The 23,223-nt window shown below is 43.7% G+C and carries 10 protein-coding genes; 6 read left to right on the forward strand and 4 right to left on the reverse strand.

The features are described 5' to 3' along the window. The first annotated feature begins 13 nt into the window (after positions 1–13). Genes MHH54_RS03525 through MHH54_RS03535 form a run of 3 tightly spaced genes read left to right on the forward strand, consistent with a single transcriptional unit; the run spans position 14 to position 14,649 of the window. Complete coding sequence (locus MHH54_RS03525; RefSeq protein ID WP_342500694.1) at positions 14–7,246, forward strand: SDR family NAD(P)-dependent oxidoreductase; 7,233 nt, start codon at positions 14–16, stop codon at positions 7,244–7,246. After that, positions 7,239–13,649, forward strand: coding sequence for an HAD-IIIC family phosphatase (locus tag MHH54_RS03530; RefSeq protein ID WP_342500695.1), 6,411 nt, complete (start codon positions 7,239–7,241; stop codon positions 13,647–13,649). The genes MHH54_RS03525 and MHH54_RS03530 overlap by 8 nt, the downstream gene beginning before the upstream one ends. After that, entirely contained in the window at positions 13,642–14,649 is a 1,008-nt protein-coding gene (locus MHH54_RS03535; protein ID WP_044141556.1) for a phosphotransferase enzyme family protein, read from the forward strand. Before MHH54_RS03530 ends, MHH54_RS03535 begins: the two co-directional genes overlap by 8 nt. 42 nt (positions 14,650–14,691) lie before the next feature. On the opposite strand, the gene MHH54_RS03540 is transcribed toward MHH54_RS03535, so the two are convergent. The 3 genes from MHH54_RS03540 to putP form a co-directional block, all read right to left on the reverse strand. Next, a complete protein-coding gene (locus MHH54_RS03540; RefSeq protein WP_342500696.1) occupies positions 14,692–16,098 on the reverse strand; it encodes an alkaline phosphatase in 1,407 nt (468 codons plus the stop codon). Positions 16,099–16,211: 113 nt separating this feature from the next. After that, positions 16,212–16,910 (reverse strand): MgtC/SapB family protein, encoded by a 699-nt coding sequence (locus MHH54_RS03545; RefSeq protein WP_170938431.1) that lies wholly within the window; start codon positions 16,908–16,910, stop codon positions 16,212–16,214. A gap of 157 nt (positions 16,911–17,067) precedes the next feature. After that, positions 17,068–18,549, reverse strand: coding sequence for a sodium/proline symporter PutP (putP, locus tag MHH54_RS03550; protein ID WP_126741168.1), 1,482 nt, complete (start codon positions 18,547–18,549; stop codon positions 17,068–17,070). Positions 18,550–18,972: 423 nt separating this feature from the next. Between putP and gatC the strand changes: the two genes are divergently transcribed. From gatC to gatB, 3 genes are read left to right on the forward strand one after another with little or no spacing between them, the layout of a single operon-like run. Beyond that, complete coding sequence (gatC, locus tag MHH54_RS03555) at positions 18,973–19,263, forward strand: Asp-tRNA(Asn)/Glu-tRNA(Gln) amidotransferase subunit GatC (RefSeq protein ID WP_003213898.1); 291 nt, start codon at positions 18,973–18,975, stop codon at positions 19,261–19,263. Positions 19,264–19,277: 14 nt separating this feature from the next. After that, positions 19,278–20,735 (forward strand): Asp-tRNA(Asn)/Glu-tRNA(Gln) amidotransferase subunit GatA, encoded by a 1,458-nt coding sequence (gene gatA, locus MHH54_RS03560; RefSeq protein WP_342500697.1) that lies wholly within the window; start codon positions 19,278–19,280, stop codon positions 20,733–20,735. 13 nt (positions 20,736–20,748) lie between these two features. Next, positions 20,749–22,179 carry an Asp-tRNA(Asn)/Glu-tRNA(Gln) amidotransferase subunit GatB gene (gatB, locus tag MHH54_RS03565; RefSeq protein WP_003214292.1) on the forward strand — a complete coding sequence of 477 codons (1,431 nt, stop codon included), beginning with the start codon at positions 20,749–20,751 and terminating at the stop codon, positions 22,177–22,179. Positions 22,180–22,370: 191 nt separating this feature from the next. On the opposite strand, the gene MHH54_RS03570 is transcribed toward gatB, so the two are convergent. After that, on the reverse strand, positions 22,371–23,216 hold the full coding sequence (locus tag MHH54_RS03570; RefSeq protein ID WP_342500698.1) for a TetR/AcrR family transcriptional regulator: 846 nt from the start codon (positions 23,214–23,216) through the stop codon (positions 22,371–22,373). Positions 23,217–23,223 lie beyond the last annotated feature (7 nt).

Here is a 23,223-nt window from a genome sequence, read left to right on the forward strand (position 1 = left end):
AGAAATGCAGCGTATGTCTGATCAAGAGCAATGGAGCGAATCTGGACTTGAAATTGCAGTTGTAGGATTAGCAGGTACGTTTCCCGAGGCACCGAATGTGCAAGCGTTTTGGGAAAATGTATCGCAAGGGAAAGAATCCGTTACGTTTTTCACTGATGAAGAATTAAAGGCAGCGGGTGTAGATGAAACGCTGCTAAAACGTTCTGATTATGTCAAGGCAAAGCCATATTTAAAACATGCATCATCATTTGATGCAGACTTTTTTGGCTACTCTCCGCGAGAGGCATCTATTATGGACCCGCAAATTCGATTGATGCATGAATGCACATGGCATGCGCTAGAGGATGCAGGCTATGAGCCCGAGCAATACGAAGGATTAATTGGACTTTATGCCGGCGCATCTAGCAATCTATCGTGGATGGGGCAGCATATGTCGTCACTTGCAAAGAACGAAGATGTGTTTCAAATCATGCATCTCAATGACCCATCCTTTGCTTCTCGGATTGCCTATAAATTAAATCTAAAAGGTCCAAGCGTATCGGTGCAAACGGCTTGCTCCACATCGCTTGTTGCTATCCATATGGCCTGCCAAGGATTAATCGGCGGTGAATGTGACCTTGCGTTAGCAGGAGGTGTCACACTCCATCAGCCGCAAATCACAGGCTATCAATACCAAGAAGGAATGATTTATTCTCCTGATGGTCATTGCCGTCCGTTTGATGAAAAAGCAAAAGGAACCATTTTTGGTGAAGGTGCAGGCGTTGTTGCGCTAAAACGATTAAAAGATGCGATAGAAGACGGAGATTTTATTTATGCTGTCGTAAAAGGATCTGCAACGAACAATGATGGGAGCAATAAAGTCGGTTATACAGCCCCAAGTGTGAGTGGACAGGCAAGTGTCATTGAATCTGCGTTAGAAATGGCTGAGACAGAACCAGAGACGATTTCTTATATCGAAGCGCATGGAACGGGGACGCCTGTTGGAGATCCGATTGAGATTGAGGCGCTTACCCGTGCTTTTCAAACAGATCAACAAGGCTATTGCCGAATTGGATCAGTCAAAGCCAATATTGGGCATTTAGATGCCGCAAGCGGTGTAGCTGGTTTTATCAAAACAGTCATGATGCTACATCATCGTCAATTTGCCCCGATGCCGCACTTTGAGAAACCGAATCACCGCATTTCTTTTGATCAAACCCCATTTTATGTTGGGACAGACAAAGAGGAGTGGAAGACATCTCAATTGCCAAGGAGAGCGGGAGTCAGTGCCTTTGGTATAGGGGGAGCAAATGCTCATGTCATCTTAGAAGAGGCAAAGCCGAGAAAAGCAAACAGCAACGCCTCGTCCAAAGAATTAATCGTGCTGTCAGCTAGATCAACGCATGATCTGAAGAACGTGACAAAAAACTTAAAGAAATATGTCTCCTCACATCCTGATCTCTCACTTGGTGAAGCAGCTTATACCTTACAAAGTGGAAGAAAGGCTTTCAAATATCGAAAAGCGTTTGTCTGTTCCACGCGGGAAGAGTTATTAGCGGAGCTGCAATTGCTGAATGAAGAGACAGCAGGCAGAGAAAGTCATTTTTATAAACGGATCAGCATGAAGCTGACGGGGTATCATGAGTCAGGTTTACGTGATTACATCAAGCTGTATGAGAAAGATTCTTCTTTCAAAATAGAAGTGGATCGAATCATAAGCCTCGTTCAATCCGCGGTACCTATCAAAAAAGATGAGCTGTTCCATCCTAAACAAAGCAGTCAATCAGAAGTGGCGATGCTGATCATGACATCGGCTTTTGCCAACATGGTAAGATCACTCGGAATTGAACTAGATGGATGGGTTGGAGAAGGTAGCGGCGTCTGGACAGCTTTATATGCAGCAGGCGGCCTTGAGCTAAACGATGCGGCATCTATTGTGTACCATCTTCATGATACCGAGACGGTTAATCAAAGGCTGGCTTCCCTGCCTCAGAGGACACTCCAAGAGCCTGTTTACTTGCAGCAAACTGGGGAGGAACTAACCACTTTCGATCCATCGTCTGTAAAGGGTCTTCTTACTATGGATCAGCCTGTAAAATCACCAATAGTTGAGCAAGAATCACCAGCTTTGATCATTGACCTTTCAACGAAACAAGGGATTGTAGTTGAAAAGGGAGCAGAAAAAACAACCGAACCACTTGATGGAGACATGCTTCAAATCGCAGGTGTTCTTTGGGAAATGGGGGTCGGCTTAGCTTTCCCAATAACAGATGAGAAGAACAGACAGCGTATTCCGCTACCTGGGTACCCATTTCATAAAACTGATTTCTCTGCACAAACAAATACGATGGCAGCCATTGAACCACAAAAGCCGCAGAATGAACAGCGTGTCTTTGCTTCACTCGCTTCTTTACAAAAAGACATTCACGACATTGTGCAAACTCATTTTGGGTTTGATCAAATAGATGATGAATCGCCATTTTTCGAATTTGGTGCGACATCCCTTGATATTTCTCAGCTTGCAGCGAAAATATCTGAGCATGTGGACAAGCAAATTGACACTGTGCAATTGTATCGGTTTGCGACAGTGGCAAGTCTTGCTGAATATTTGTTTGAAGAACAGTCAGAACAGATTCAAACGCCTGCTTCTCGCCCAGTAAAAAACACGTCCCATGAGCAAACGGATATTGCGATTGTCGGAATGGCTGGAAGATTCCCGGGAGCTTCATCGCTAGAAGACTTTTGGCAGCGTCTTGTGAATGGCGAGGAAATGATTCACTTTTTCACAGAAGAAGAGCTCAAGAAAGCAGGGCTGGATGCGTCTGTCTACCAGCATCCGAATTTCATTGGAGCAAAAGGTCGTTTACAAGAAATCGAAGGCTTTGATGCAGACTTCTTCAACTATTCTGCTAGAGAGGCAGAGCTAATGGATCCGCAGTTCAGGCTCTTGCATGAATGTGCTTGGGAAGCGCTGGAGGATGCTGGCTGTGACCCTGATCGAATGGCAGGGAAAATTGGCGTTTATACAGGAACGAGTCCAAACCATGAGTGGCTGACGCGCTTTGCCCATCAAATGGAAGCAACTGAGCAATTCAGCGCCATGCTGTTAAATGATCGTGAGTTCTTTAGTACACAGCTTTCTTATAAATTGAATTTACACGGGCCTAGTGTGACCATGCAAACAGCTTGTTCGACCTCACTTGTCAATATTGGCATGGCCTGTCAAGCATTATTGAATCAAGAATGTGATGCAGCACTGGCAGGCGGTGTGACGGTTAGTTCTCCAGAAAATATCGGCTACATCTATCAAGATGGGATGATTCAATCAAAGGATGGACATTGCCGACCGTTTGACCAAGAGGCGAGCGGAACCATTTTCGGAGATGGAGCGGGGATTGTTCTGCTAAAACGTTATGAAGATGCGATGAGAGACGGTAACCCGATTCATGCGGTCATCAAAGGGGTTGGTGTGAACAATGATGGCAGCCGAAAAGCTGGTTTTACCGCTCCGAGTGTGGAAGGACAGGCAGAGGTTTTAAAAGAAACGTATGAAAAATCAGGTATCGACCCCGCGTCCATTGGTTATGTAGAAGCTCATGGTACGGGGACAAACATGGGAGATCCAATTGAGGTATCTGCTCTTAGTCAAGTGTTCAAAGGGACAGATCCGCTGACGATTCCGATCGGTTCTGTGAAAAGTAATGTCGGACACTTAAATAGTGCGGCAGGGATTGCAGGTCTGTTTAAAGCCATTTTGGCTCTACAGCATAAAACGATTCCGCCAACCATTCATTATGAAAAACCCAATCAGGAGATTCCTTTCAAAGATACACCGTTTTATGTGAATCAAAAGGCGTTGTATTGGAAGGAAGCAGATGGTCCGAGAAGAGCGGGAGTTAGCTCTTTCGGTATTGGCGGAACGAATGCCCATATGATCATAGAAGAGGGCATACAGGCGAAGCAGAAGCCAGCTTCTAACCAAAAGCAGCTGCTCGTCTTATCTGCAAAAACAGATACTGCTTTGGCGGAAATGACAGAGCGATTAAAGCAGTATGTGATCCAGCATCCTCAAGTCCCGCTTGAAGATATTGCTTATACATTACGGTATGGCAGAAAGCAATTTCCATACCGAAAAGCGATCGTACTCGCGTCTGCTGATGAATGGATGCAGCAGAAACAGCTTGAAACGAGTGTGTTCCGAAGCAAAAAATGGCGTAAAGCGACCTTTATGTTTTCGGGTCAAGGCGCTCAGTATGCTGGTATGATGCGCGGATTATATGATGCAGAGCCAGTGTTCAAATGGGAAGTAGATAGATGCTTTAAATATGTAATGGAAACGGAGCAAGTGGATTTAAAGAGCATTGTTTTTTCCGAGGATGAAACGAACGAAGACATCACAAAAACGTCAAATGCCCAGCCGCTTCTCTTTATATTTGAGTATGCATTAGCCAAATTGCTTCAGCATAGCGGTGTTGAGCCAGAATCAATGATTGGACACAGTATCGGCGAGTACGTTGCCGCTTGTTTGTCAGGGGTCTTTTCTCTCGAGTCTGCATTAACACTCGTGATGGCAAGAGGAAGATTGATGCAAGACATGGAAAAAGGCGCGATGCTTAGTGTGCAATTACCCGAGGCGGAGCTCATCTCAATGATCGATGAATCGCTTTCTGTTGCTGCTGTCAATGCAAAAGACCTTTGTGTCGTTTCTGGAAGAGAAGAGCATATCGCTGCATTTGAAATGAAACTGCAAGACAAAGGAATTGTCACAAGACAGCTCCATACTTCTCATGCCTTTCATTCCTACATGATGGAGCCGATGCTTGAGGCGTTTCAACAATTCGTAGAGAAAGTAGAATTGCACGAGCCGGCGATTCCGTTTATATCGAATGTGACAGGCACCTGGGCGACAAGCGAAGAGGTGATGACAGCATCTTATTGGACGAACCACCTGCGTGGAACCGTTCGTTTTCATGAAGGTCTATCTCAGCTGTTAACGGATGAAGTACGAGCACTCATTGAAGTTGGACCTGGAAACAGCTTGACGGCATTAGCGAAACGTCATGAAAACAAGGAGTCTCATCATGATGTCCTGAATATGGTGAGGCATACGAGAGAACAAGCGGATGACCATGCATATTTCTTAAAGAGAATAGGAGAGCTATGGGCAGGGGGCTACGAGGTCAAAGCGCAGCAACATCCAACTCAAGAGGAACGTCAGCTCGTATCGCTACCGACCTATCCATTTGAGCGGAAACGATATTGGATTGAAGCAGGAAAGCCCGCGTCTCCGCAGCTATCCGCTCCTAAAGAAACGAAGAAAAAAGAGATGGAAGAATGGTTCTACCTGCCTTCTTGGGAGCAGCAGCCGCTAAAACCAGTTTTCAAAAAAGAAACAGAAGAACAAACGTGGCTCATTTTCAAGGAACAGGATGCTTTTCATGAACTGTTTACCCATTCATTTACGCAACAAGGTATCAAGGTCATTTCTGTCACAAAGGGTGAAGCTTATCAAGAGCAAGATGAGTCGTTTACGATCAATCCGGCAGAAGGCCAGCACTACCGAAACATGCTAGATTCATTGTCTAATAGAGGCATCAATATTCATCGGATTCTTCATTTATGGGAAGCTGCGAAAGAAGATGACAACTCGAATCGTCAAGCCGCTTTTCAGGCGCACATTGAAAAAGGCTATTACAGCTTAATTTTCTTATCTCAAGCGATTGCTGCCCAAAAAAATATTCGAGAATGCCGTCTGTTTACGATCACTAGCGGAATTCAGCCAGTTACAGGCAATGAGACGATATGTGCAGAGAAAAGTGCAATGCTTGGACCGTGTAAAGTGATTTCACAGGAATACCATCATATTAAGTGCTGGAATATCGATGTGGAAGACGTGCCAGAAGTCATGTCTTGGAAGGAACAAGTCCTTGTCGATCTTATTGTGCAGGAAATCATGCAGCCTGGAAAGGACCAGCTTGTGGCGTATCGTCATCGAAAGCGCTGGGTGCAAAGCTACAAGCATTTGCCGCTGCAAAAAGAAGATGGACTTCCGAAGATGATCAGGCCAAATGGTGTTTATTTGATCACAGGAGGTTTAGGCGGTATCGGATTTGTTCTATCAAAGATGCTGGCGAAGGAAGGAAATGTACATCTTTATTTAACTGGCAGAACGGCATTGCCGCCAAGAAATGAATGGGCGTCATATGTTCAACAAGCAAATGCCGATGAAGCGCAGCGCACGAGAATTGAGAAGGTGCTTGAGCTCGAACGATTAGGTGCAACAGTAGAAGCGGTGCAGGCGAATGCAGGAGATCTGGATCAGATGAAACATGTATTTGATGCCATTCGCAAAAAGCATGGCGGCGTTCATGGTGTATTCCATGCAGCAGGATTACCAGGAAGTACATCCTTCCGTGCAATCAAAGATATCCCTTCTACACTGGCGCAGGGAGAGGATCAATTCCAATCAAAGGTGAAAGGGCTCGATGTGCTAGAGCAGCTGCTGGAACAAGAACAAGCAGACTTTTGTCTTCTCTTTTCTTCCATTAGTGCATTGCTTGGGGGCTTAGGATTCTCTGCTTACTCAGCGGCTAACTTATATATGGATGCATTTGCAGCTAGACTTAATCAACATAGTCAAACCCCGTGGATGTGTGTGAACTGGGATGCGTGGAATTTCTGGGGTGAGCTAGAATCCACAATAGGTGAATCGATCAATGAGCTTGCGATTTTACCAGAAGAGGGTGCTGAGCTGTTCCAGTATGTTCTGTCTAGCCGGCAGAATCGACACATGCTCGTGTCCACAGGAAATCTTGATGAACGGATAGATCAATGGCTGTCACTAGAGCCTAAGACTGTAGCGGATGAGGATTCGTATGAAGTGTCTAAGCACGAAAGACCAGAGCTGGGCAATCCATATGTGGCGCCTCGAAATGAAACTGAAAAAGCGATCTGCCAAGTATGGCAGGATTTTATGGGCATGGAACAAGTGGGCATTCACGACAATTTCTTCGATCTCGGCGCAAGCTCACTGGATATTGTCCAAGTCACCAATCGGTTAAATCAAGCACTTCAAACAAATGAAGCGGTTGTGACGTTGTTTACGTACCCTTCTGTTGCAGAGCTTGCGAAATATATCCAGCCTTCTGAGGACTCGAAGGAAGAAGTGATGGAAGAAGAACTAGCCGTCGTCACTTCCGGTGATCGAAGAGCTCGTTTTAAACAGCAACGGAATAAAAGATTGAGAGGCGGAATCGAGAATGAATGATACAACGAATCACTATCATGGCGCAGAAATTGCTGTTATCGGTCTTGCAGGTCGTTTTCCAGGGGCCAAAAATGTAGATGAGTACTGGGAGAATCTGAAAAAGGGAAAAGAAACAATCTCCTTTTTTACAGAAGAAGAGTTACGGCGTGAAGGTACAGATGAAGCTTTATTAAAAAATCCCCGTTTTGTTAAAGCAAAAGGGATGCTAGATGATGTTGAATTATTTGATGCAGATTTCTTTGACTATACACCAAAGGAAGCGGCCATGATGGACCCGCAGTTTAGACTGTTTCATGAATGTGTGTGGACAGCGCTTGAAGACGCTGGGTACGATCCGTTTGAATATAAAGGGCAAATCGGTCTTTATACAGGTGCAGGGATCAATACAGAATGGGTCATGAGAGCACTTCAAGGGGCGGCTCAAGGTGAGGATTCGAAAACACTGGAAGCTGCCGTTCTGAATATGCGTGATTATTTAGCGACGATGATTTCATATAAATTAAATCTGAAGGGACCGAGTATGGTGGTGCAAACCGCCTGCTCGACCTCGATGGTGTCGATTCATTTAGCCGTTCAGGCTTTATTAAGCGGCGACTGTCATATGGCTGTTGCAGGTGGCGTGTCCATTCGTCTGCCGCAAAAATCGGGCTATCTGTATCAAGAAGGCATGATCCATTCATCTGACGGGCATTGCCGCGTCTTTGATAACAAAGCCGATGGAACCGTTTTTGGTGATGGTGCAGGAGCCGTTATTTTAAAAAATTTAGAGGATGCCATTGAAGACGGCGATCACATTTATGCTGTCATCAAAGGGTCATCTATTAATAATGATGGAAATAGAAAAGTAGGATATACAGCGCCGAGTACGAAAGGTCAAGTTTCAGCGATTAAGACAGCACTTCGAATGGCTGAGGTGGAACCTGAAACCATTTCGTACATTGAAGCACATGGAACCGGGACAACCCTCGGAGATCCGATCGAAATTGAAGCGCTCAAGCAAGCATTTGATACAGATAAAAAAGGCTTTTGCCGCATTGGCTCTGTCAAATCAAATGTTGGTCATCTGAATGATGCATCAGGTGTCGCGGGCTTTATTAAAACCGTTTTAAGCTTAAAGCATCAAGTGATTCCGCCGACCATTCATTTTGAAACACCAAATGAAAAAATTGAATTTACCAATTCGCCTTTCGTTGTAAACACAGACTTGACGCCATGGAGCACGCAAGAATCTCCTCGCCGAGCAGGTGTAAGCTCATTTGGGATAGGTGGAACAAATGCTCATGTCATTTTAGAAGAAGCACCTGCTACACGTGTTGCCGCTGATAGCCCTGAGGATAGTGAACTTCTTTTATTATCTGCCAAAACACCAGCAGCTCTTGAAAAAATGACGGATCGCCTTGCGGACTACTTACTTCAGCATCAGCAGCATGTTCGTCTAAGTGACGTTGCCTATACGCTGCAAACAGGGCGCCATCATTTCCCGCATAAACGTGTCATTCTTGGAAGTAACACGGCGGATATGTTACAGGCGCTGAATCAAAGGTCAAAAGAGGTGGTCAAGACGGCCAGCTCCCAAACATCGAGCCGTCCAGTCGTCTTTCTTTTCCCAGGCCAAGGATCTCAGTATGTAGACATGGGGCGTCAGCTTTATGACAAATATCCAGTCTTTAAAGAAGCGCTGGATCAATGCTTGAATCAATTCAAACAGCATGTCACAGTTGACCCATTTCGTCTTTTATTTTCAACAGAAGCAAGTGATGATCGTCAGCTGATCAATCAAACAGAATATACGCAGCCGCTTCTGTTTAGTGTGGAATACGCTTTGGCTAAATTGCTGATTCATTTTGGCGTCAAACCGCAGGCACTGATCGGTCACAGTATTGGAGAATATACGGCTGCTGCCGTATCTGGTTTACTATCTGTTGAAGATGCCGTAGATCTTGTGGCTTATCGCGGACAGCTCATTAGCCAGCTTCCAAAAGGCTCTATGCTGAGTGTTCCTTTGAGTGAACAGAACGTGCTGCCATATTTAACAGATGATCTTTCACTTGCAGCAGTAAATGGTCCTGAATTGTGCGTAGTGTCAGGTGAGACCGTAGCCATTGATGCACTTGCTGAGAAGCTGGAGGCTGCTGGACATGGGTGCAGGAAGCTTCACACCTCTCATGCCTTCCATTCTAAAATGGTGGATGACATCCTGCCATCATTTAAAGAAAAGGTAGTCGAGTATCAATTGAATGCGCCGTCTATCCCGTATATTTCTAACGTCACAGGTACGTGGATTGACCATGAAGCAGTGCAAGACCCGGCATATTGGGCTAATCATTTGCGGCAAGCGGTTCGTTTCCGTGATGGAGCAGAGACATTATTAACGGAGATTGATCCTATTTTCGTTGAAGTCGGGCCGGGGAATACGTTAAGTGCCTTTATTCGCCAAGCTTCAAAGGAACATCATCAGCAGCCGATTCCATTGATGCGTCATCCAAAAGAAGAGGCAGCCGACGACCGCTACCTGCTGGGAAGATTGGGTGACATCTGGCTTCAAGGGGTGCCGGTTGACTGGACAAAATTGCGAAATCAGACATCAAATCAAAAAGTATCCTTGCCGACCTATCCGTTTGAACGACAACGATATTGGATTGAAAAGGTAGATACATCTGCATTATCTTCATCCTCAGGTGTGCAAATGGTGGTTCCAAAGGATAACAAAGGGCAGGAAATAGAAGAAAACAATCAAGTCCATGCCGCCGCATCGAATGACATTGAGGCAACGTTACAGCGGATGTGGAAAGACATTTTAGGAATTGAAAAGGTGGAAAGAGACGACCATTTCTTTGAGCTTGGCGGACATTCGTTAAATGCCACCGGTCTGATTTCTCAAATTCACAAAGAGTTTGGTGTAGAGCTAACGCTCACAGACATGTTTAACAATCCGACAATTGAAAAGCTCCAAGCATTCATCGAAAAGGCAGAGAAGCATCAATATTTCAAGATTGAACCAGTCGAAAAGAAAGACACATATCCATTATCTGCTGCTCAAAGACGGACATTCCTTATTCATCAGCGTATTGGTCAAGTGACCTCTTACAACATGCCGATGGCACTGAGATGTAAAGGGGAAATTGTCGTCGAGCGCTTTGAGCAGACCTTCAAGCAATTAATTGATCGTCATGAAACCTTGCGAACGACCTTTGAATTAAAAGATGGTGAACCAGTTCAGCGTGTCCATGATGACTTCCAATTTGCTGTTGAAATGACAGAGGCTGATGAAGAAGGATTAGAAGCACAAATCGATGAATTCATTCGTCCATTTGATTTAAAGGCTGCACCATTGATCCGTGTGCGTTTTGTGAAAATCGCAGCTCACGATCACCTCTTATTAGTCGATATGCATAATATTGTGGCGGATGGAGCGAGCATGAACATCTTTATTAAAGAATTTACTGAGCTCTATCGAGGGGAAACCTTGCCGGAACTCACTGTTCAATATAAAGATTATGCAGAATGGCAAGACAAATATTTCCGTAGCGAAATGTTTCAAAAGCAGCAGGATTATTGGAAGCAGCAAATTGGCTCAAATGTGCCAACTTTGACAATGCCATATGATTTTGAACGGAAGGAACAATCCTTCTTAGGAAGAGCGATCAAATTCAATATTGAACCGCACATCGTTGAGAAAATTGAACAGCTTGCTGAACAGTATCAGCTGACAAATAACGTCATCTTGTTCCAGCTCTATGGGCTGCTGCTCTCACGTTATGCAGATCAAGAGGAGCTGATTGTCGGTTCACTTGTGGCTGGACGGCGTCATGCAGATATCGAGCATACAATTGGCATGTTTACAAACTTCCTGCCAATTAAACTAGACATGGTACAAGAATCAACCTTTACAGAGCAACTGGCGCAGACAAAGCAAGTATTGCTGGATGCGTATGACCATCAAGAGTACCCATTTGACCAAATGGTTGAGCATCTGAATCCAAAAACAAGACCGCATCGCAATCCATTCTTTGATACAATGCTCATCTACCATAATGAGTACGATCCGAATATTAAAATCGAAGCCGATGGACTAACATTCGAAACACATGAGTTTGCAAAGGGAATATCCAAACTCGATATGAAAATGGATGTTGTCAGAGAAGTAACAGGTGAGTTAAAGTGCGTCCTTCAATACAATCTTGCGCTGTTTAAACATGAGACAATGCAAGCGTTCGTCAAGCACTTCGAGCACTTGGTCGAACAGGCTGTTCAAACACCTGATCAACTGCTCAAGGATTTCGATGTGCTTACAGAGGAAGAAGAACAGGCAGCAAAAGAGAAAAGGGAGCGTGCAGAGGAAAAAGCACCGCTCGTACTTACAGTTAGCTCGACATTTACAGCAGATCCAATCGCACCTTACATTCAGTACTGGACCAAGCAGTTTGATGTGCAGCTTGATGTTCAATTTGCACCGTATGGGCAGGTATATCAGGAATTACTAAATGAGTGCAGCCTTATCTCACAGAAGAAAAACGGTGCGAACCTTCTGCTCATTCGTTTAGAGGATATCACAGGTCCAGCTCACCTCTCACTGGAAGAAAAGAAAAAACTGGCTGCAGAGCATGCTGAAGAACTTGCAAACGTTCTGAAATCAAAAACGAAACATAACTTATATTTTGTTGGGATTCTGCCGATAAGTGCTGCTCTTAAAGACACGCTGCAAGATGTGGAACGAGAGTGGATTGCTCAATTATCTGAGATAGACGGTGTTCAATTAATCGACTGCCGTCAGCTTGCGAAGCACTATCAGATAGATGACATCTTTGATGCAAAAGGAGAGCAAGCCGCACATCTCCCATTCACAGAAGTCTTTTGTGGAGCCATCGGTACAAAAGTCGCACGCGAGTTCATTGCATGGCAAGGTGCACCATTTAAGGTAGCGGCCATTGATTGTGATCACACGCTTTGGAGAGGTGTCGTTTCAGAAGACGGTATAGAAGGCATCGATATTACGCCAGAACATCAAATGCTTCAGCGCTTTTTAAAACAAAAGCAAAAAGAAGGTCTCTTGCTTGTCTTAAGCAGCAGGAATAATGAAGAAGATGTGTGGCGCGTGTTTGAAAACCACCCAGATATGATCTTGCAAAAAGACGATATTGTCGACTGGCGGATCAACTGGGAAAGTAAACCGGCACATCTCAAAGAGATGGCAGATTCACTGAATCTTTCATTATCTCAGTTTATTTTCTTAGACGATGATCCTGCTCAGTGCTTGCGTATGAATGAAGAGCTGCCTGAAGTGATGACACTGCTACTACCTGCCAATGAAAAAGCGATCCCATTATTCGCTCAGCATGCTTGGGCATTTGACCGCTATGATGTCACAGAAGAAGATAGAGGGCGAACAACGAGCTACAAGGCTGAAAAAGCTCGTCAAAAAGAGAAAGCAGAATCGCCGTCAATGGAGCAATTTTTACAAGATTTGAATTTGAACATGAGTGTAACAGAGTGGGGAGAAAAGCACCTTGCCCGCGTGGCGCAAATGAGCAGTCGCATTAACCAATTCCGCTTAAATGATCAGCGCTTTGATGAACAGCAGCTGAGAGAGCGGATGGAAAATGAGCATGTTCAGGGCTGGATTATCGAGGCAGCGGATCGCTTCAGTCATGAAGGAATTGTAGGGGCGATCTTGGCTCATCATGCAGGCGAAACCTTGATCATTGATGCATGGATGCTAAGCTGCCGTGCTCTAGGGAAAGGGATTGAGCAAAAATGTCTGACATGGCTCGCTGAATATAGCCGTCAGCACCAGCTTTCTTCTATTGAATTCACATTTGCATCGACTGGACGTAATGAGCTATTCAAGTCATTTATGAAAGAGCACCAGATGCAGGAGATGGAGGAGCAGCAAACATACTGTATACAAGTGGAAGAAATCGGTTCACTGAGCGATCACATTCAGATCGTTGAACACCTGTCACCTCGTCAGCACCCGGCTGAAGAAATAGAGGGTCAAAGGGTGGAGACAGCAAGTCATTCAGCTTCTGAAGGTTACACATGGGAATCGATTCAAACAGATCAAACGCTGCACAGCGGGTATGTAAAAGCCCTTAAGGTACATGATCAAGAAGGTCTGCGTTCATTATTAAAGACGGAACTAACGCAGGATCAGGGACTTTACGCACAGCCAACCAATGAACGCGAGGCATTGCTTCTTGAGATTTGGTGTGACATTCTTCATGTGGAAAAAGTAGGAATTGACAACGACTTTTTCGATTTAGGAGGAAATTCTTTACTTGCTGTCAAAATGGAAGTAGAGATTGAAAAGAAGGGTTGGTATGTTGATGATTTGAATTTTGCTGAAAAACACACCATTCGAGAATTAGCAAAATATATGAAGAGGGAGAATCAGCATGCATAAAGATGTAAAAGCCATATATGAAGAATCAAAAATTTTAGATGAGGCCACTCATTTATACGGAGTCCAGCGAAGTGACATCCACTTTATCGCAGATGCAGAAAACTATGTGTATGAACTTAAAAAAGACGGAGAGTCTTTCATTTTAAAAATTACCCATACCATCCGCAGATCACCTGATTATATTTTAGGTGAAATGGAATGGCTCCATCACTTAGCGAAGGGCGGACTTTCGGTTGCAAAACCAATTGCTTCATTAAATGGCCGTGATATCGAGCAAGTAGACGATGGGCAAGGCGGTTCATTTTTACTGCGGGTCTATGAAAAAGCACCAGGCCATAAAGTCGAAGAGGCAGACTGGAACGATGAATTATTTTATGCCCTTGGACAGTACACAGGCCGCATGCATAAACTGACAAAAAGCTATCAGCTGTCAGATCCGCGATATAAAAGACAAGAGTGGGATGAAGAGGAGCAGCTTAAATTACGTAAGTATGTCCCAGCCGATCAGACGCTTGTATTCGAACAAGCGGATCGGTTGATGGAAAAGCTGGCAAAGCTTCCGAAAAATCAGGATACGTACGGATTGGTTCATGCGGATCTTCATCACGGAAACTTCCACTGGGATCAAGGCAAAATTACGACCTTTGATTTCGATGATATCGGGTACAACTGGTTTATGAACGACATTAGCATTTTGCTATACAATGTGTTGTGGTACCCAGTCATTCCATACGAAGACAAAGCAGCTTTTGCAGGAAACTTTATGAAGCAATTCCTTAAAGGCTATCGTGAAGAGAATGAGCTTGGGGATGAGTGGCTTGCCTACATTCCTGACTTCCTTCGCTTACGTCACGTGCTAATCTATGGCTTGCTGCATCAAGCATTTGATTTGGCTACCATCGGAGATGAAGAGAAGGCCATGCTCGCTAGCTTCCGCTCCGACATAGAGCAAGCAGCACCGATTACGACGTTTGACTTTACAAAGCTAAGTCAATCTTAAAAATGAAAATCCCCGCCTATGTGATGAGGCGGGGATTGTTTTTTATGGGCGATAGGTGGACGGTGATTCAATGATATGAAACAGGTTCTTTCCTTGCTTTGTATTATCGATCCAGCCTTGAAATGCTGCTTTCCCAGGTCCATATGCATAGACAGGGACATCCTCACCTGTATGAGCAAAGGTTGTCCAGCCTGAGAAAGAACGTTGATCAAAGATGTGTTGAATGCTGAGTTGAATCGTACCGGCTTTCCCTGATTGTGCCGCTTTCTCCACCTGTGAGATTTCCCCTTTTGTGAGCGAGAAATCAATATAGGTGTGAAGGACATCACGTACCGATTGTCCGCCTGCGATTTTCTTTGCCATATACACTGGTGTTTTCTTAGCAGCTAAAATGGGTGCTGGGTCCCATTTATAGCCGGTTTCACTTGTCATGCCGTCTGCACCAAACGAAAAGCCGCCAGTCGCATGATCTGCTGTGATGACAACGAGGGTTTCTTGATCCTTTTTAGCGAATTGAAGAGCCGCTTGGACTGCTTTCTCAAAATCCTCCATCTCACTCATTGCGCCGACCACATCATTTTCATGTCCAGCAGAATCAATGGTACTGCCTTCAAGCAGCATGAAAAACCCATGCGAATTGTCTTGATTTAATTGGGTCAATGCTGACTGCGTCATGTCTTTTAAAGTAGGCACATGCTTTGGACGATCGATGGCTCGATCCAGCTCGTCCTCCTGGAATAAGCCGAGCATTTTTGAAGATGATTGGGAGGTTAAATCATCTTTTGACCTTAGAATGGAATACCCGCTCTTCTCAAATTCTTTCACAAGATCACGGTCTTTTCGGTCAAAATATTGCATGCCGCCACCTAGAAGGATATCAACTTTGTGCTCTCCACCTATTTTCTCATCAAAAAAGTGGTCTGCAATTTGTTTTTTGTTTTTTCGGGAGACGTTATGTGTGCCAAAAGCGGCAGGTGTAGCATCGGTGATGTCAGATGAGACAACAAAGGCTGTTTTCATTTGTGCTTCCTTTGCTGCTTCAACGACACTTCTAAGAGGTTCTTTTTCTTGGTTGACGGCGATGGCATCATTGTATGTCTTTTTTCCAGTCGCCATGGCCGTGGCTGCGGCAGCTGAGTCGGTAATATTATCTCGAGGATCATCTGGGTGTGTGGTCTGCATCCCGACTAAATACGGGTCCCAGACGGTTTGTGCTTTTGGAGAACCAAGCTTTTCCTGCTTGAATGTGCGGTAGGCTTTGATCACGGGCATCCCCATTCCATCGCCAACGATAAAAATAACATTTTTTGGTGTTTTCGTTTGTTTCTTGTCTGCTGCATTTGTTGAGACGGGAGTGACATAATGTGAGGTCAATAAAGCAGCGAATACGAGTACCGCTAGAATCCCACTCATAAGAAAAATACGTTTTTTACGATCCATATAGCCCATGAAAAATCCCCTTTTATCATTTATTTCATAATTTGTATTTTATTTGAATGAAGGCAATGGTTCAACCCCTTTTCCCATAAAAAAAGGTGATGAGACTTTTGCCTCATCACCTTTTATACCGTATCACACTTGACGCCAACGACGCCTTCTAGATCTTTAATATCAAAATACACATCAGTTGTATAGCGATCTTTATGCACGCGTACGCGTACTTCCATAATCGGATAGTTCTTTTCTGTTAAATCATCAATACGAACAGAATGAATGCGAATGTTGAGGGCTTTCATTTCTTTTAAAATATCCGTCATGCGGTTTCGATCAGAAAGAGACATTCTGATGCGGATTTCTTTTTCCTGTAAGCGAATCGGCCCGATCCGCTGGAAGAGCCACGGTAGAAATTCGACACTAATCAGAATAAAGAAAAGACTGAGGAAGGCTTCTTTATAAAATCCTGCACCTGTAGCAACCCCAAGTCCTGCTGCTCCCCAGATCATCGCAGAAGTCGTGAGACCTGAGATGACATCATTGCTTTTTCGCAGAATTACACCTGCTCCAATAAAGCCAACACCAGATATAATTTGCGCCGGTAACCTGAGTGGGTCCATTTGAAGCCTAGAGACTCGAGGGAAATTGTAGGCTGCATCAATGCTGATGATGGTTAACACGCAGGAGCTGACAGCAATGACAATACACGTTTTTAAGCCGAGCGGCTTTTTCTTCAGCTCGCGTTCAAGCCCAATAATCAAACCGATTAAGGTGGCCACGGCTAATTTTAAGACTGTATCCCATTCAATTGTCCAAAACATGCGTATCGCTCCTTCACTTCATGTACGTTTCACATCATGTATATGATCTTCTCACAGCCCATATGGCTGCACAACTTCTATTTTATTCAGAAATGGGAGAAAGAAAAGCATTTTATTTAAAAAAGAGAGTCATCCGCTTAAGGCAGATGACCCCTCATGTTCTTTATTTTGTTTCTTCTTCAAGATGATTTTCCATTTTGTTAAATAGCTGTTTTGATGCTTTTGACGGCTTACTTGTCAATAAGCTCACAATAATGGCAGCTAATCCACTTAACGTAAAGCCAGGAATCATTTCATAAATACCTGTTGCATGGTTAAGACCTGTCGTGATCCATGTGAGAACGACTATCGCACCAACAATCATCCCAACAAGGGCACCATGATGATTCATTCGCTTCCAGTATAGGCAAAGTAAGATGACTGGACCGAATGAAGAACCAAATCCAGCCCACGCATAACCGACAAGATCAAGAATGGTATCACTTGGATTAAGTGAAAGGCAAAGGGCAATCACAGCGACAACGAGTACAGACATACGGCCAATCATCACGAGCTCTTTATCAGATGCTTTTTTTCTAAAGAACGTTCTGTATAAATCCTCTGTCATCGCACTTGCCGTGACAAGCAGCTGAGACGAAATTGAACTCATAATCGCCGCTAAAATGGCAGAAAGTAAAAATCCAGTGATATATGGGTGGAACAATACTTTAGAAAAGACGATAAAGATGGTTTCTGGGTCAGCAAGGTTCATACCCGTTTCATGAACATAGGCAACACCAACTAAACCGACAGATAGTGAACCAATCACTGAAATAATCATCCAGCTCATTCCGATGCGGCGTGCTGGTTTTAAGTCTTTGACGGACGTAATCGCCATAAAGCGCACGATAATATGCGGCTGTCCAAAGTAACCTAGTCCCCAAGCGAGGAAGGATATAATGCCAATGACGCTCGTTCCTCTAAAAATATCAAGCAATTTAGGATCAATCTGTTGAATATCTTGGAATGTGGCAACAGGTCCACCTAATTGTGTAAAGGCAACGATCGGCACGAGCACTAATGCTAAAAACATGATAGCTCCTTGGACAAAGTCCGTTAAGCTCACTGCCAGGAATCCACCAAACAATGTATACAAAATAACAATACTTGACGTCAAAATCAGTCCAAACATGTAGTGTGCACCAAATGCTGACTCAAATAAACGTCCGCCTGATACCATCCCAGACGATGTATACAGCGTAAAGAAAATTAAAATGATGACAGCTGATACAGCTTTTAATAAAGAAGATGATCCTTTGAATCGTTTATCAAAGAAATCAGGAATCGTAATGGCATCATCAGCAATTTCTGTATAAGAACGTAAACGGGGTGCAAGAATGAGATAGTTTAAGTAAGCACCGACGATGAGACCAATCGCAAGCCAGGTAGTCGATAAACCTGTTTTATACATTTCACCTGGTACACCCATCAGCATCCAGCCGCTCATATCCGCAGCACCTGCTGAAAGAGCTGTAACGAATGGACCAAGCCCACGTCCACCAAGCATATAATCATTTAAATCATGTGTTTTCCTGAATGCATACCAACCGATGGCAAGCATCCCGATAAAATAAATAGATAAGGAAATTGTAACTTCAATACTCATTTTGTGTTCTCACCTTTTTCGTATTAATTTGACATCACCTCAATCAAAATATACAGAAGTGCCAGGGCTAGTTTTTTGATTGAATGCCCTTCTCACTGCTATGGTTACTTAACCTAACAGAGTATTCCCAAGTGATCAACCTTCTTAAACCTCCCTATTTTGAAGAAAAAATGGACAGATCGGTGATACGAATCAGTTTGTATACGCTTACAAAAGTAAATAAAAGTAAAAATTTTCTGAAAATAAAAGGTGGTCTGCATGACTATTTTCTTTATCTGTTGGATCACTATGATGCTTCGAGAGAAAAGGGCTCTTGCTGCGCCTGTGTAAAGTTGCTTTAGAACAGTAAAATTTGATATGATAAAGTGTATATGACTTATGATCATGACCACGAACACGTATCATTTTTGGAGGTGAACCTGCATGTCTAGAATTTCAATAGAAGAAGTAAAGCACGTGGCGCATTTGGCACGGCTTGCAATTACAGAAGAAGAAGCTGAGATGTTTACAGAACAGCTTGATAGCATCATTTCATTTGCAGAGCAGTTAAACGAGGTAGATACGGAAAACGTTGAACCTACAACACACGTATTAAAAATGAAAAACGTCATGAGAGAAGATGTTCCGAATAAAGGTCTTTCCATTGAGGCAGTCATCAAAAACGCGCCTGATCATAAAGACGGCTATATTCGTGTGCCATCAATTTTGGACTAAAGGAGGCCTGAGGCATGTCACTGTTTGATCACAAAATTTCTGAATTAAAAGAGCTTTTACATAAAAAGGAACTGTCTGTTTCTGATTTAGTGGACGAGTCTTATAAACGAATCAATGAAGTAGACGGGAAAGTACAAGCATTCCTTGCACTGGACGAAGAGAAAGCTCGTGCGTATGCAAAGGAATTGGACGAGGCAGTTGGAGAAAAGGAAGAGCTTGGTCTATTGTTCGGTATGCCAATTGGTGTGAAAGATAACATCGTCACAAAGGATTTACGTACAACAGCATCTAGTAAAATTCTGCAAAACTTTGATCCTATTTATGATGCAACGGTTGTCAATCGTCTAAGAGATGCGGAAGCAGTCACAATCGGTAAATTAAATATGGACGAATTTGCAATGGGATCTTCTACAGAGAACTCAGGCTACAAAGCAACGAAAAACCCTTGGAATTTAAACACTGTTCCAGGTGGATCAAGTGGTGGCTCAGCAGCTTCTGTTGCAGCAGGTGAAGTACCATTCTCACTTGGATCAGATACGGGCGGTTCGATTCGCCAGCCGGCATCATTCTGCGGCGTTGTGGGTCTGAAGCCGACGTATGGCCGTGTATCTAGATACGGCTTAATCGCATTTGCTTCTTCATTAGATCAAATCGGGCCGATTACGCGTAACGTAGAGGACAACGCATACGTTCTTCAAGTGATTGCTGGTGTGGATCAAATGGACGCAACGAGTGCAAATGTCGACGTCCCAGATTTTCTTTCTTCATTAACTGGCGACATCAAAGGCATGAAAATTGCAGTGCCAAAAGAATACCTTGGAGAAGGTGTTGGCGAGGAAGCAAAAGAGTCTGTTCTTCAGGCGTTAAAAGTATTAGAAGGACTTGGTGCCACATGGGAAGAAGTGTCTCTTCCGCATTCTAAATATGCGCTTGCGACTTACTACTTACTTTCTTCTTCAGAAGCATCTGCAAACCTTGCGCGTTTTGACGGCATCCGTTATGGCTACCGTACAGATCATGCAGAAAACCTGATTGATTTATATAAAAATACTCGTTCTGAAGGCTTTGGAAACGAAGTGAAACGCCGCATCATGCTTGGCACATTCGCTCTTAGCTCAGGATATTATGATGCATACTATAAAAAGGCGCAAAAAGTCCGTACATTGATCAAAAAAGACTTTGAAGATGTTTTTGAAAAGTATGATGTCATTGTAGGGCCAACAACGCCAACTCCTGCATTTAACATTGGTGAAAAGACAAGCGATCCACTGACGATGTACGCGAACGATATTTTAACAATCCCTGTGAACCTTGCAGGCGTTCCTGGAATCAGTGTGCCTTGTGGATTTGCAAATGGTCTTCCGTTAGGACTGCAAATCATTGGCAAGCACTTTGATGAAGGAACGGTTTACCGCGTGGCTCACGCTTTCGAGCAAGCAACAGATCATCATAAAGCAAAACCTGAACTGTAAGGGGTGAATCAGAATGAACTTTGAAACGGTAATTGGACTTGAAGTCCACGTTGAGCTAAAAACACAATCAAAAATTTTCTCCAGCTCGCCGACACCTTTTGGTGCAGCTGCCAACACGCAAACAAGTGTCATCGACCTTGGATATCCTGGCGTACTGCCTGTATTGAACAAAGAAGCGGTGAACTTTGCAATGAAAGCAGCAATGGCGCTAAACTGCGAGATCGCAACAGATACAAAATTTGACCGTAAAAACTACTTCTATCCTGATAACCCAAAGGCGTATCAAATTTCTCAATTTGATAAACCGATCGGTGAAAACGGCTGGATTGAAATTGAAGTAGAAGGCAAAACGAAACGAATCGGTATTACGCGTCTCCATTTGGAAGAGGATGCAGGTAAACTGACGCACACAGGCGACGGATATTCACTTGTCGACTTCAACCGTCAAGGCACACCGCTTGTTGAAATCGTATCTGAGCCAGACATTCGCACACCAGAAGAAGCGTATGCTTACTTAGAAAAACTAAAATCTATTATTCAATATACAGGCGTATCTGATTGTAAGATGGAAGAAGGCTCACTTCGCTGTGATGCCAACATTTCACTTCGTCCGATCGGCCGTGAAGAGTTTGGAACGAAAACAGAGCTCAAGAACTTGAACTCATTTGCTTTCGTACAAAAAGGTCTTGAATTCGAAGAGAAACGTCAAGAGCAAGTATTGCTTTCTGGCGGCTTGATCGAACAAGAAACTCGCCGCTATGACGAAGCGTCTAAAAAGACGATCCTCATGCGTGTCAAAGAGGGGTCAGATGATTACCGCTACTTCCCAGAACCAGATTTGGTGGAGCTGTACATTGATGACGAGTGGAAAGAACGCGTAAGAGCATCGATTCCAGAGCTTCCAGACGAGCGCCGCAAACGCTACATCGATGAGCTTGGCCTTCCTGCATATGATGCGATGGTGCTGACGCTGACAAAAGAAATGTCTGATTTCTTTGAAGCAACCATTTCAGAAGGTGCAGAAGCAAAGCAAGCTTCAAACTGGCTGATGGGTGAAGTATCTGCCTACTTAAATTCAGCTCAAAAAGAGCTGGAAGATACAAAGCTAACGCCGCAAGGCCTGGCTGGCATGATCAATCTCATCGAAAAAGGAACGATTTCTTCTAAGATTGCCAAAAAGGTATTCAAAGAGCTGATTGAAAATGGGGGAGACGCAGAAACAATCGTCAAAGAAAAAGGACTTGTCCAAATTTCTGACGAAGGTGCCCTGCTCAAACTTGTCACAGAAGCACTTGATAACAACCCGCAATCCATCGAAGACTTTAAAAACGGAAAAGACCGCGCGATTGGTTTCTTAGTCGGACAAATCATGAAAGCATCGAAGGGACAAGCAAACCCGCCGATGGTCAACAAGATTCTCCTAGAAGAAATCAAAAAACGCTAATGAACAATAGCAAAAAAAACCGCCTCATGAGAAGAGGCGGTTTTTTTTGCTTGAACTGACAGGGTCTTATAATAGATTCAGACCACCGCCGTATATCAATTCGGAGATTCTTTTCTTATAATGAAGTATAAGCGAAAGTGCACATTCGAAGGGGGATAAAGGTGAACGAACCGGAAAAACAGCACGTAAAGTTATGAAAGAAACAGCTTCAATTGTTCGACTACTCTTATGACAGCAGGGTCCTCACACTTTTCTAAATTCGTCAGCATCCCTTGAATGACTGGCTTACGAGGCTCAGCTTTCGCCAGTTCTTCTTCAATGACTTCAATGGATACAAGGGTATCATCAGAAAGCAAATGCTCAAGCTTTAACAAACGAAGCTCCTCTTCTAGGGATGCAGCGCTCGGCGCTTCATCGTCCCAAATGGTTGGCTTTAAGATCGGTTTCGTCTGAGAACGAAGCATACCTTGAACCAAATCATCTAATCGTTCGAGTATAAAGGAAGAGAGCTCATCAAATGATAATTGCATCTGATCTTGTAAAAGCAGCACCTGCACATACGATTGGATGATTCCTTGAATCATGACTGACAGGTCAGTTATAAATGGTTCGATCTCCTGTCCATAAGTGGTCAAGATGGAAATTTGAATTTCATCATTCATTTGCTTTTTCACAGTTTTTGAATACTTTTTAATTTGCTGGTTTTCTGGAATAATGTTCTCGCTGAGGATCAAAATGATAAAATCCTTGTTCTCAGCAAAATGCTGAAACTGTTCAGCGATTTGCTTCTGGAAGATATCTCTCGGCGCGAGATGCTGATTCTCTTTTCGAATCGTTTCAATACTTTGCATAGACGTGTCGATATAATATTCGAACGCTCGGTTGAAAAGCTGTTCTTTTGATTTGAAATGCAAATAAAACGCGCCTTTCGATATTCCGCACTCATCTGCTATTTCCTGAATGGTCGTAGAAGAAAAACCCTTTTTCGCAAACAACTGGATGCTTGCTTTAATGATTTTTTCTTTTTTTTCGTTCATGAAATAA

It is taken from the genome of Bacillus sp. FSL K6-4563 (genome assembly GCF_038630405.1).
Classification (GTDB): domain Bacteria; phylum Bacillota; class Bacilli; order Bacillales; family Bacillaceae; genus Bacillus; species Bacillus pumilus.

Excerpts from the sequence above, each read along its gene's own strand:
- gatB (WP_003214292.1), top strand. The coding sequence starts at position 20,749 with ATGAACTTTGAAACGGTAATTGGACTTGAAGTCCACGTTGAGCTAAAA.
- MHH54_RS03540 (WP_342500696.1), bottom strand. The coding sequence starts at position 16,098 with ATGGGCTATATGGATCGTAAAAAACGTATTTTTCTTATGAGTGGGATT.
- putP (WP_126741168.1), bottom strand. The coding sequence starts at position 18,549 with ATGAGTATTGAAGTTACAATTTCCTTATCTATTTATTTTATCGGGATG.
- gatC (WP_003213898.1), top strand. The coding sequence starts at position 18,973 with ATGTCTAGAATTTCAATAGAAGAAGTAAAGCACGTGGCGCATTTGGCA.
- MHH54_RS03570 (WP_342500698.1), bottom strand. The coding sequence starts at position 23,216 with ATGAACGAAAAAAAAGAAAAAATCATTAAAGCAAGCATCCAGTTGTTT.
- MHH54_RS03525 (WP_342500694.1), top strand. The coding sequence starts at position 14 with ATGTCTGATCAAGAGCAATGGAGCGAATCTGGACTTGAAATTGCAGTT.
- MHH54_RS03530 (WP_342500695.1), top strand. The coding sequence starts at position 7,239 with ATGAATGATACAACGAATCACTATCATGGCGCAGAAATTGCTGTTATC.
- gatA (WP_342500697.1), top strand. The coding sequence starts at position 19,278 with ATGTCACTGTTTGATCACAAAATTTCTGAATTAAAAGAGCTTTTACAT.
- MHH54_RS03535 (WP_044141556.1), top strand. The coding sequence starts at position 13,642 with ATGCATAAAGATGTAAAAGCCATATATGAAGAATCAAAAATTTTAGAT.